The sequence below is a fragment of the Actinomadura sp. NPDC000929 genome (assembly GCF_040492065.1).
GTDB lineage: Bacteria > Actinomycetota > Actinomycetes > Streptosporangiales > Streptosporangiaceae > Spirillospora > Spirillospora verrucosospora.
Genome location: NZ_JBEUPA010000212.1, coordinates 1 through 11,052 on the forward strand (window position 1 = coordinate 1; position 11,052 = coordinate 11,052).

The 11,052-nt window shown below is 71.3% G+C and carries 8 protein-coding genes; 2 read left to right on the forward strand and 6 right to left on the reverse strand.

Annotated elements, in window-relative coordinates:
- Positions 1-67: 67 nt before the first annotated feature.
- The 4 genes from ABWI04_RS39350 to ABWI04_RS39365 all read right to left on the reverse strand — a co-directional run bounded on the left by ABWI04_RS39350 (position 68) and on the right by ABWI04_RS39365 (position 5,515).
- Positions 68-1,135, reverse strand: coding sequence for a DMT family transporter (locus tag ABWI04_RS39350; RefSeq protein ID WP_353835570.1), 1,068 nt, complete (start codon positions 1,133-1,135; stop codon positions 68-70).
- A gap of 331 nt (positions 1,136-1,466) precedes the next feature.
- The gene (locus tag ABWI04_RS39355) at positions 1,467-2,792 is read right to left on the reverse strand and encodes a hypothetical protein (protein WP_345177112.1); all 1,326 of its coding nucleotides are present in this window, start codon (positions 2,790-2,792) and stop codon (positions 1,467-1,469) included.
- Between the two features lie 173 nt (positions 2,793-2,965).
- Positions 2,966-4,339: a CAP domain-containing protein gene (locus ABWI04_RS39360; protein ID WP_353835571.1), complete on the reverse strand. Its 1,374-nt coding sequence runs from the start codon at positions 4,337-4,339 to the stop codon at positions 2,966-2,968.
- A gap of 171 nt (positions 4,340-4,510) precedes the next feature.
- Positions 4,511-5,515, reverse strand: a complete 1,005-nt coding sequence (locus tag ABWI04_RS39365) for a trehalose-phosphatase (protein ID WP_353835572.1) — start codon at positions 5,513-5,515, stop codon at positions 4,511-4,513.
- Positions 5,516-5,932: 417 nt separating this feature from the next.
- Between ABWI04_RS39365 and ABWI04_RS39370 the strand changes: the two genes are divergently transcribed.
- A complete protein-coding gene (locus ABWI04_RS39370) occupies positions 5,933-7,555 on the forward strand; it encodes a hypothetical protein (RefSeq protein WP_345177120.1) in 1,623 nt (540 codons plus the stop codon).
- Between the two features lie 893 nt (positions 7,556-8,448).
- Positions 8,449-9,762: a DMT family transporter gene (locus ABWI04_RS39375; protein ID WP_353835573.1), complete on the forward strand. Its 1,314-nt coding sequence runs from the start codon at positions 8,449-8,451 to the stop codon at positions 9,760-9,762.
- A gap of 217 nt (positions 9,763-9,979) precedes the next feature.
- On the opposite strand, the gene ABWI04_RS39380 is transcribed toward ABWI04_RS39375, so the two are convergent.
- Together ABWI04_RS39380 and ABWI04_RS39385 are read right to left on the reverse strand one after the other, a co-directional pair.
- The gene (locus ABWI04_RS39380; RefSeq protein WP_353835574.1) at positions 9,980-10,945 is read right to left on the reverse strand and encodes an ABC transporter ATP-binding protein; all 966 of its coding nucleotides are present in this window, start codon (positions 10,943-10,945) and stop codon (positions 9,980-9,982) included.
- Between the two features lie 2 nt (positions 10,946-10,947).
- A complete protein-coding gene (locus ABWI04_RS39385; RefSeq protein WP_353835575.1) occupies positions 10,948-11,043 on the reverse strand; it encodes an ABC transporter ATP-binding protein in 96 nt (31 codons plus the stop codon).
- Between the last annotated feature and the right edge of the window lie 9 nt (positions 11,044-11,052).

Genomic DNA, 11,052 nt, shown 5'->3' on the forward strand with positions numbered 1-11,052 from the left:
TAGCCGCGTGGCCGGAAATCGCGTAGGACGTCGGCCTCGCCGGATCACGCGCGCAATCCGCGGTGGTTCAGGCGGAGAGGTCGCCCTTCCCGCCGCGGTCGCGGCGCCGCAGGACCGCCATCACGGCGGCCGCCCGACGTCGCGACCAGGTGACCAGCGGGGCCAGCGGCTTGCCGCCGACCTCGAGCTGGTAGAAGCAGCCTGCCCCCGCCGCGGTGACGAGGATGGCGCCGATGGCGTCCAGGCGGGTCGGGGAGTGCCCGAGCACCACCCAGTCCAGCGTCAGGGCCACCGTCGGCTCCACGGCGGTCAGAACCGAGAACGTGGCGGCCTTCATGAGGCGCCGCCCGAAGATCAGGTTCTGTCCGACCTGGGCGACGAACCCCGTCAGCAGCCCGGACAGGAAGGTGAGGCCGACCACCCGCCAGCTGTGCCAGTCGGGGCCGGGCGTGATGCCCGGAACCGTCCGGCCGAGCGCGGCGGACGCGGTGATCACGATCGCCGTCAGCGCGGCCAGCGCGGCCGTCGACCGCATCATGGACTCGGCGATCGCGACGTTGACGCGGTCGCCGAGCGCCTCCCCCAGCCGGTCGTAGGTGAGGAGGAAGTTGCCGTAGCACGCCGCGGCCCCGAGTGCGAACAGCACACCCAGGAGGTCGGCGTGCCCCTCCCAGGGACGGGTCACGAGCAGCATCCCGGGCGTCGCCAGGGGGAGCCACAGCAGACCCGAGAGCCTGCGGGGGCTGTCGGTCACCATCTTCCAGATCGCCACCGCCAGCGGACCGGTCCACATGAGCGCGACGACGGTCCCCAGCGCCTCCAGCCGCTGGAGGGACAGCAGCGTGAGCGGGATCACGAAGGTGTTGCTGACCGCCATGCGGTTGATCAGCGTTCCCGCGTTGAGTTCCCGCAGCAGCCGCCGCCTGCCCCGCCGGATGAGCGCGGAGCGCTCCGCGAGGAGGACGAGGGGGATGGTGCCGAAGACGCCCGCCATGACGGCTGCCACCAGGGGCGATGCCTCGTCGATGACGAGGCCGTTGACCGCGTCCCCGCCGATGAGGGCGTAGAACACGATCAAGGTGATCACGAGCCCCGCTCCCGGCGTCCTGCCGAGGCGGCCGATGAAACCGGCCATTGGCCATCTCTCCTTTGTGTGCGTCCCGGACCGAGCCGGGGCGCGTTCGTGGTTCCGTGAACCCGATGCGCGTCCTGACCTGGAAGGCCCGGACGCGCACCCGGTCGTGAGAACCGGTGGCACGTCCCGAGCCTTTTCGGAACGGCGTGGCCGAGCCACGCACTGACGACCGTGTCGAGGCCGTCATCAGCGGCAACTCCGGCAGGCGGGCCGGAGAAACGAAGACCGGCGGGGAGGATGGCTCCTCTCCGCCCGGCACACGGAAGTGCCCCGGTGGGGACGGCTTGCAGCCGCCCCACCGGGGCACCGGGTCGGGCTCACTCCGGTGCGGTCATCGCACGAAGTAGAGCTCTTCGAACAGGTCGCCGGTCGGCACCCGTTCGCCCTTCGAGGGCCCGCCGGGGTCGCGGACGACCATGTGGCCGGCCTTCCCCCGGAACAGGCTGAAGGGACCGCACGGCTCCGGCGTCTCGCCGAGGATCTCGCCCAGCGGTCCGATCGCCATCATCCGTGCCGCCCCGTCCGGGTGGAGCCGCGCGAAGCGGTCGGCCAGGCCGATCGTGCTGCGCGCGGCGCTCGCCTCGTCGACCACGATGGCCAGGCCGTCCCTGCCATAGGTCAGCAGGTTGACGACGTCGGCCGCGTTGACGAGTCCGGTGTGGCCGTTCAGATCGGGCAGATCCTCTGGAGCGAACCGCCGCTCGGCGTCGAGTCCGCTCCAGACCGCCTGCTGGATGTCCGGGTCCAGGACGAACTTCCAGAGTCCTTCCGTCTTGGACAACTCGCCGCGAAGGCCGAGTTCCGACGGCCTCTCGCCCCGGGCGACGGCCGATTGGAGCCGGTGCCCGATGTCGTGAAGCGCGTCGTAGGCGGCCACCCGCACCCGGCCCTGGTGCTCGCCCAGCATCTCTCCGAGGATTCGGGTGAACCGTTCCTGCAGGAGATGGCGGTTTCGCCTCGTCCTCCGGAACCAGCTTTCGCACAGTTCGGGCAGGACGCGGTCCTGGACCAGGGCGGGGAGCAGCGGTAGCCAGTCCTCCTCGGCGGGAACGCGAAACAGGACTCGCACCTCGATCCCGTCGGGCAGGGTGTGAACCAGCTTCGCGACACTCCCGGCGAAGAGCCAGAGCGCTTCCCACGTCCCCAGCAGAGTGCCTCCGGGCTCGAAGACGATGGAATCCACGCGGTCGTCCATCAACGCCAGGAACCACCCGGAGGCCAGTGACTCCAGCGGGACCCCGGACGTCGACATCCGCGCCACCGGACGCCGCCGGCCGCGCAGGCTGCCAGCGCCCACCAGGAGCGTGATGACCTTGGGTGCGGTCTTCAACGCGTGGTCGAGGTCGCCGCCGATCCACCAGTGCTTCACGTCGTCCCCGCCGCTGCGATATCCCGCGTGGGCGAGATGGTCCGGACCGGTCGCGGTGCGGACGACCGCCTCGGGCTGGGGGAAGACGCCGAGCAAGCCGAGCCCGTCTATCAGGGTCTCGAACCGGCGGCACGCCTCCGACGAGGCGCCCGTCAGCGGCCGGCCCGGCCCGCCGACCTCGCGCCGCAGGCCGGCGTGGGTCTCACCCGCCTCCATCGCGAACTTCCTGAGCACCTGCTCCGGCCCCTCCGGGGCCTCCACGATGTAGCGTCTGAGCGGGAATGACATAGGTCATCCCTCCTTCTTCTTTGTCGTCGCTCGCCCGCACGCTTCGTGCGGACGGCCCGGTCCGAGGACCGGGCAAAGATGACCGTGTCGTGCTCGACGCGTCCGGCAATGCCGCCGAAGCCGTCAGCGGGACGAGAACGCGAGGCGGGACGGAGACGCGAGGCGGGAAGCGCCTAGACGGAACCGAAGAGCTGCGTCCAGTAGGTGCCCGCCGTTCCGCCCCCTTGGAAGCCGACCCCGATATGGGTGAAGTCGGGCTTGAGGATGTTGGCGCGGTGCCCGGGACTGTCCATCCAGCCCTGGACGACTTCGGCGGGGGAGCGCTGGCCGCACGCGATGTTCTCGCCGATGCCGAGGTGCGTGGAGCCCGCCGCGCGGGCGCGGTCCCAGGGCTGCGTCCCCTCCGGGGAGGTGTGGGAGTAGAAGCGGCGGACGGCCATGTCCTCGCTGTACGCCTGGGCGGCCGCGGTCAGCCGCGGGTCGTCGGCGAGCGGCCGTAGGCCGTGGGAGGCGCGGTGGGCGTTGGTGAGGGAGACGACCTCGGCGGCGAAGCGCGACCGGCCGGCCGGAGAGAACGGCGTCGCCCACAGGATCGTCCAGTAGAGGTCGCGGTCGCGGCCCCTTCCGGCGGCCTGGCCAATGCCGACGTCGCAGAGCTCCCCGTTGCGCAGGGCGTCCACCGGCCGTCCGCCGTCCAAGTGGTACTGCGTGAACTCCTCCAGCGAGCGCGGACCGGACACGAACTGCTCGTCGATGGTCAGATAGACGTAGCCGTGCTGGGTGACCTGGTCGAAGACCGACATGCCGTCCGGTCCGTCGGCGTCGAGCCGGCGCTGCGCGGCCATCACGGCGGCGTGCGCCTGCGCGGCCGCGGTGAGCCGTCCGTCCAGCGTGACGGGCGGCAGCCCGCTCCGGCCGCGCCGGAAGTTGACCTCGCGGGCGAAGGCGTCCAGATGCCCGACGGAGACCGGCGGCAGGGCGGGGCGGCGGGAGACGGCCGGCGGCGGAGGCGGCGCGACCGGTGGCGGGGGAGGCATGACCGGTGGCGGGGGAGGAGCCTGGGAGCCGTCGTCGGTGACGTCGACGCCGAAGTCGCGGGCGAGCCCGGCCAGGCCGTCGGCGTACCCCTGGCCGATGGCGCGCAGCTTCCACTGGTCCCCGCGCCGGTAGATCTCCACGAGCAGCAGGACGGTCTCCGTCGCCGGGCGCGGCGGGCTGAACCGGGCCACCACCGCGCCGTCGCTCCCGACGGCCCGCAGTGCGGGGGCGGGCAGGCGGCTCAGCGGAGTCCCGGGATCGGCCGCGCTGATGACCACCGTGACCCGGCTGGCCCCGGCTCGCAGCCGCGCCGGATCCACCATGACGGCTCCGGCCCCCAGGCGGGCGCCCGGAGCGGAGGGCTGGTTGTAGAAGACGAAGTCGTTGTCGCCGCTCACCTTCCGGTCGTCGCCGGTGATCAGCGCGGACAGGTCGAACGGCCCCGGAACCTCGATCGAGATCGCACCGCCGGGCAGCGCCAGATTCCCCCCGGCCATCAGATCGCGCATCGCCTACCCCCGTAAGAAGAGGCCGTCCGCACGAAGGGGAGGTGCCGGACGACCGCGCCGAGCGAACACAAGGGTTCGTCCAAGACCGTACGAAGCCGGGGTGAAGCGGCAAACGAGTGACCCCCGGACATCGCGTCCGGGGGCCCGGTCCCCGCCTAGGCGGGGACCGACTCAGGCGGCGTGGCCGAGGCTACGCCGCAGGAACCGCAGCCACCAGGGCGCGGTGTGGAGCTCCAGCTCGCGGACGAACTGGAGTGCGCCGGCCGGCCCGTCCACGACGATGTCGGCCAGGTCTTCGAGGGGCTTGTGGCCCTTTACGGCCACCTTGAGGACGGGGATGCCCAGCCCTCGCAGGTAGTCGAACAGGAGGAAGACGCCCAGGTCGGGCGCGCTGTCTCCCACGAAGATGAAGTAGGGGCTCTGCAGGGAGGGCACGAACTCGGAACCGGACGCCTCCAGAGACGCCCAGATCTGCTCGTAGACCTCCTGCTCGACCGGGTCGAAGCCCCGGACGAACCCCTCGATCACCTCGGCCGGCAGGAACTGCCGGGCGAAGCAGGCGGCCGACACCTTCTTGCTCATGCCCAGGGGGCTGAGCTCGACCACCAGGTTGCCCGGGTGGTACGCCAGACGGTGCTCCTCGGCCAGGGACTGCTGGCGGGCGAGCAGCTGCCCGACCGCCACGTCGTCGTCGGCGGCCGTCCAGTGAACGGCGACCGCGTGGGTCTTGCGCTCAACGCTGTACGTCGTGCCGTCCAGCGCCGAGATCGCCGTCGCGAGGCCGGGCGGAACCGGCACCAGGTCGACCTGCCGGCCGGCCTGCCACCTTTCGGCGCCGAACTGGCACCAGGCCACGACGCCCCGGACGAGCATCCCGAAGGACCGGAGCTGCTCCGACGCCCGCCCGGTCAGGTAGGCCATCATGAACAGCCGGCTCCTCCCGAGACGGGAGAACAGCCGGGGGATCTGGCAGAGGACGAGCGGCGTCCTCGGCCACCTCACCGGGTCCCAGAAGGACCCGTCGAGGTCCACCAGCAGGATGGTCCGCCGGATGTTCCGCAGGATCTCGTTCAGCGCGATCCGCCCCGCCGTCGTCCTGACGGTGAAGCAGGCCATGCCGTCGGCGTCCTGCATCGGGCGGGTGAGGCCCAGGAAGAACTGAACCACCCGCAGCACCGCCCTTACGGCGGTGTTATCGAAGCCTCGGGGTTCCGAGGCTTCGTGCGCCCTTTTACGCACAGGGCACACTCCTTTCCCATGTTCTTTGGTTCTGTGGCGTCCGCGACGCCACTCGGATGAGACCGCCCTGGCGAACCAGAGGCGCTCTCAGCTCAGACCGTCCCTGACCAGGCGCGGGGCGCAAGTCGGATCCCGTCCGGCGGACGACGGCGCGAACGCCGAACGCCCCGGAAGCCCGGCGGCACGGTGCCTGCGCCGGTTCGTGAGGAGGTTCGGGTTGCCGTCGTGCCGTGCTCCAGGACGGTTAACAGAGCCGACTCATCAGTCGGGCTCGCAGGCCCTCAGGGCAGGCGAGACACAACAACCGCCCGGCTTCGCGCCGGGCGGCACGCAATGCACAGGAAGGGACCAATCGTGTCCACGAAAATCGCTGTGGCTGGAACCGGCCACGGTCCCAGCCCCCTCCGGAGGCGGGCGGCGACGGCGCTGCTCATCGCCATGTTCCTCCAGGGCGTGGGAGGCGCGCTCACCACGGGTTCCGTCCCGTTGGCGGCGGCCACCCTCATCGTCCTCGGCGGGACGCCCCTCCTCTTCGGCTACACGAGCCTCGCGTACCGGCGCTACGGGCGCTCCATGTTCAGCATGGGCACCTTCGGGCAGGAGGAGACGACGATCTTCAAGACGCTGCGCAGGGGCGGGTTCACCGTCGACGCGGCGGCGCTCAGGTGGGTCTTCGTCGGTGTCATCGGGCTGACCAGCCTGGGCATCAACATCGGGATCGCCGAGGCCGACAGCATCATCGGCACCGGCCCCCGGACCGCCGTCCAGACGCTGGGCACGCTGCTGGCGGGCGTCCTGACCTTCGTGGTCTGGCAGCCCCGCCGGTGGAACCAGGTGGTCCTGCGGTTCATGCTGTTCGGTTCGATCGTCTTCGCGGTCGCGCTGTTCAGCAACGGCGGGAACATCGAGACCCGCGGGCTCGTGTGGGCCGGCGTCGTCGGTCTGCACATGTTCATGGTCCAGAAGGCGCTGACGGCCTTCGGCACCGAGGCGTTCGAGGACGACAAGGTGAACAAGGAGCTGAGCCAGCGGTACCGGGACGTCGGCATGACGCTCGCGAACTGCATCACGCTCGGCCTCATCGTTCCGTGGGCGCTGCTGAACCACAGCTTCCCCACCCCGGACAAGTTCGCGGGTGCGCTGCTGCCGGTGCCGGCGCTCTACGCGCTGATCCCGCTCTGCGTGATGTTCCTCCCGGTCCTGCTCATGAACTGGGCCCGGAACCACCTGCAGGAGACCGAGCAGGCGATGCTCTCCTCGACGGCCCCCATCGCGGGTGCCTTCGCGGCGCTCCTGCTGTCCTTCATCGGCTGGGCCAACACCCCGTCGCTCGACGGCGGGCAGTGGGTCGGCATGTGGATGGTCTTCGGAGCCGCCCTCGCGGCGGGGATCGACGTCGCCGTCCACGCCAAGCTCGACCAGAAGGACACCGAACTGGCGTACGTGTGGGGCCAGCTCACCGAGGCGAACACCCGGATCACCGGGCTGATCACCGAGGCCGGGCAGGCGAACGACAGGTGCGCCGAGGCGACCCGCCTGTACCAGGAGGCGGACACCAAGGTGCGTGAGACGGAGGCCAAGCTGCGCGAGGCCGACGCCGAGCGCCAGCGGCTCCAGGCCGAGCTCGACGCCAGGAACGCGGAGGCCCAGCCCCCCGCGGCCAACGGCGCCAAGTCGGTCAAGTACAGCGAGGTCACGGGCCTGGTCGGCACGCGGGACGGGATCCGTTTCCAGCGCGCCGGCGGGCTCACCGTCGAGAGCGACGGCGTCGTGATCGAGACCAAGGGCGTCCAGGAGGCCTCCGTCGGCAACGACGGGAGCTTCACGGGCGGCCGGGTCGACAGCGGCGTCGTCAGGTGCGACGGCCGTGAGTTCCGGTTCCTGGGAGGCGAGGCCGTGCAGGCCGACCCCGACGGGAACTACCGGATCGAGCGGGTGGCCTACGGCGACTCGATCGGCGCTCCGAGCGCCGAGTAGAGCCGCCGCCCGAGATTTCCGGCCTGAACCGGCACCGCGTGGAAGCGGATGCGAGGTGAGGGCCGGCCAACCCTCTCTCGCATTCGGCGAAACGTGGTGTCGGCCTCGGCAGACGCCGCGGTCAGCCGAGTGTGGAGCGAGGGTCGGCCAACCCTCCTCCGCACTTCGGTGAACCGCAGCGTCGGCCTCGGCAGACGTCACGGCGAGTCGGGTGCGAGGTGAGGGTCGGCCACCCTCCTTCGCATCCGGCGAAACTGTGGCGTCCGCCTGGCGGGCACCTCGGTGCAGTCGGATGAGACGAGGGTCGGCCAACCCTCCGTCGAATCCGACGAACCGTACGTGTCCGAGCCGAGTGCGGCACGGAATCCCATGCGAGGGTCGGCGGCTGGCCGCCTCCGACCTCAGCATCGAGCGGGAGGGAGCGCCACTCCCCTCCGCTTCTCGGTGGCCGTCCGGGGGAAACCCCGGACGGCCACCAACCTCAACGGCCGGTCTCCCCAGACCGGCCGTTCTTCTTTTCCGGAGCCGGTTCGCCGCCGTCCGGCCGTGGCCCTCGCCCCTGTGTCCGAGAAAAACGGCGGGAGCCTCCGGGGAGTTCTTCCGGAGGGCCTCCCGCCGTTTCTGCGCGCCCTCGGCGGCGGTTCACGACGCCGCCGCTTTCGAAGGAGGGCCCGCGCCATTGCAGCCTAACGCCGGAAATGGCGTCACGAGCGTTTCGTAAGAGCCTGTTCACCCCGCGTCAACCTCCAGGTCTCCGCAGCTGAGTCGGCATGTCCGAAGATCGTTGAACACGACCTGGCTCTACGGAGTCGTATCCGTTCTTCGGTGCGACAAAGGGAGCCGGGTCACGACCGGTTCTCTTTGTGTGCGCCTCACACGAGGAGTTCTCGGAAATGACAAACAAGAAATCTGAAAGCAGGCGGTACCCCTGGCTCGGGGTGGCGCTCGGAGGCGCGGACCGGCTCAGCTCGGCGTCCGGCAAGGCGCTCCTCGACGAGCGGCTGATCGGCGCGAACGGTCTGCAGATGCACCAGGCGACGGCGCTGGAGGCGACCTTCGGCGGTCTGCTGCTCCTGCTCCGCGTCTTCTTCTGGAAGATCTCGGGGAAGGGCGGAGACGACCGGCCGGCCACCGAGATGCCGGCGCGGTCGCGGCGGATCCTGTCCCTGATGACGTTCGGGGTGATCGGCGGCGACAAGGCGCTGCTGTTCTCGGCCCTGCTGTTCATCCCCTTCAGCGTCACCGGAGGGATCTACTACACCGTCCCGCTTCTCATCCCCGTCATCGCGGGGTTCAGGAGCGGGAGCAGGGGACGCGCCGCCCTCCTCACGCTCTTCGCGGCGGCGGCCGCGGTCGGCGTGGTCCTGCTCGTCCAGCAGGACGGGCCGGCTCCCGGAAGCGGCTACCTGCTCGGCGTGATCTGCGCCCTCGGCGCGGGCGGCCTGCGGACCCTGTACCTCCCCGTCACCGACCGCCTCATCAAGGGCGCGGGCCGGTACTACACGGAGAAGGTGATCGCCTGGTCGACGCTGTCCGTCGGCGTGCTCGCCGGCGGCATCGTCATGCTCACCGGGGGCCTCACCTTCCTGAACTGGCAGCTCGTCCTCTGGGCGATGCTGGTGGGGCTGCTGAACAACACCCTGCCCCGCATCATCCAGATGCCGGCGAGGGAACTCGCGGGCGACGCCGTGTACTCGGTGTTCCTGACCGCGAGTCCGCTGATCGCCACCCTCGTCGGGCTGGCCTTCCTCGACACGCGGCTGATCCCGATCCAGTGGGCCGGGGTCGTCGTCATCACGGTGGCCGCGGCAGCGGTCGCCCAGATGAGCTTCAGCCTCAGGGGCCGGACCCACGCACCGCTCATCGAGCTGTCGTCGGCCACCCCCGAGGCCGTCCTGCAGCACGCTCTGGAGGAGCGCGGCAAGATCCTGGAGACGCTGGAAAGGCTGACCCAGGAGTACGGGGCCTGCGAGCAGGCCGTCCTCCAGGCCGAGCGCAGGGTCGCCGAAGCCCGGCTCGTGAAGGCTCGCGCCGACGCGAAGAAGGCGCAGACCGCGGCGGCGAAGACCCGGACCGAGGCGGAGAGGGCCGCGACCCACGCGGAGACCGCCGCGGCTCAGCGGGACGCCGCCGAGGCAGCGGTCAGGACGGCCGAGGAGGAGGTCCGTCTCGCTCGGGAGAAGGCTCCCACCACGCCGTCGTCCTAGCCGACGGCAGACGCGTCCCCCTGACAGGGGGACGCCTACCGCCCGACAAGCGGAGCAGGGGTGCGGAGACTGCCTTCTCCGCATTCTGAACACGGTCCGGGGCCGGGCCGGCCAACCCGCGCCCCCGAACCGTGAAGTCGATCCAGCGCGACGCCGGCCAGCGCCGCGCTTCCGACCCGACGGCGGGAGGACCAGTCCTCCCGCCGTCCCTTTTCTTTCACACGTCGGCGCCGGTCCGGGGTTCGTCGGTCTTGGCCGGGACGGCCTCGTGGCAGGCGACGCTGTGCCCGTCGGTGAGCGGCAGCAGCCGCGGGTCCTCGGTGGCGCACCGGTCGACCGCGATCGGGCAGCGGTGCCGGAACGGGCAGCCCTCGGCGGCGGCCAGCGCGTCCGAGGCGCCGGCGGCCCGGTGCGTCGCGCCCAGCCGGGGGACCGCGTCGCGCAGCGCGGCGGTGTAGGGGTGGGCCGGGGTGCCGAGCACCGTGCCGATGGGGCCGGACTCCACGATCCGCCCGGCGAACAGGACGTGCACGGTGTCGCAGAGCCGGTCGACGATGGCCAGGTTGTGGGTGATCAGCAGGTAGCTCAGCCCGTGCTCGTCCCGCAGCCCCGCCAGCAGGTCCAGCACGTGGGCCTGCACGGTGACGTCGAGGGCGCTGGTCGGCTCGTCCAGGACGAGCAGCCGCGGGTCGACCGCGAGCGCCCGCGCGATGACCACGCGCTGCCGCTGCCCGCCGGACAGCTGGTGGGGCCGGCGCCCGGCGAGGGAAGGATCGAGGCCGACGTCGGTGAGCAGCTCCGTCACCGACGGGAGGTCCCCGTCCTTCCCCGCGGGCTCGCCGCCGGCGCGGCGCCGCCGGATCCGCAGCGCCTCGGAGATCGAGGCGCCGATGCGCATCCGGGGGTCGAGGGCCTCGCTGCCGTCCTGGAACACCGGCTGGACCTCGGACCGGTAGAGCGCCCGCCCAGCCCGGTCGAGCCGGGCGATGTCGCGGTCGCGGAACAGCACCCGGCCCTGCTCGGGCTTGACCAGACCGAGCAGCGCCCGCGCGATGGTGGTCTTGCCGGATCCGCTCTCCCCGATGACGGCGACCCCGCCGGAGCCCTCCGGCACCGTGAGGGAGACGCCGCGGACCACCGGGGTCCGGTCGTAGCTGACCGTGAGGTCGTCCGCGCTGAGCATGGTCACTCCCCGATCGCGGGGACTGCGTCGAGCAGTTCCCGGGTGTAGGCGGCGGAGGGGCTGTGCAGGACGTCGGAGGCCGGTCCCGCCTCGACCACGTGGCCCTG

What these genes read in the sequence shown, in the direction of transcription:
- ABWI04_RS39350 (WP_353835570.1), bottom strand. Translation starts at nt 1,135, where the DNA reads ATGGCCGGTTTCATCGGCCGCCTCGGCAGGACGCCGGGAGCGGGGCTC.
- ABWI04_RS39360 (WP_353835571.1), bottom strand. Translation starts at nt 4,339, where the DNA reads ATGCGCGATCTGATGGCCGGGGGGAATCTGGCGCTGCCCGGCGGTGCG.
- ABWI04_RS39355 (WP_345177112.1), bottom strand. Translation starts at nt 2,792, where the DNA reads ATGTCATTCCCGCTCAGACGCTACATCGTGGAGGCCCCGGAGGGGCCG.
- ABWI04_RS39380 (WP_353835574.1), bottom strand. Translation starts at nt 10,945, where the DNA reads ATGCTCAGCGCGGACGACCTCACGGTCAGCTACGACCGGACCCCGGTG.
- ABWI04_RS39375 (WP_353835573.1), top strand. Translation starts at nt 8,449, where the DNA reads ATGACAAACAAGAAATCTGAAAGCAGGCGGTACCCCTGGCTCGGGGTG.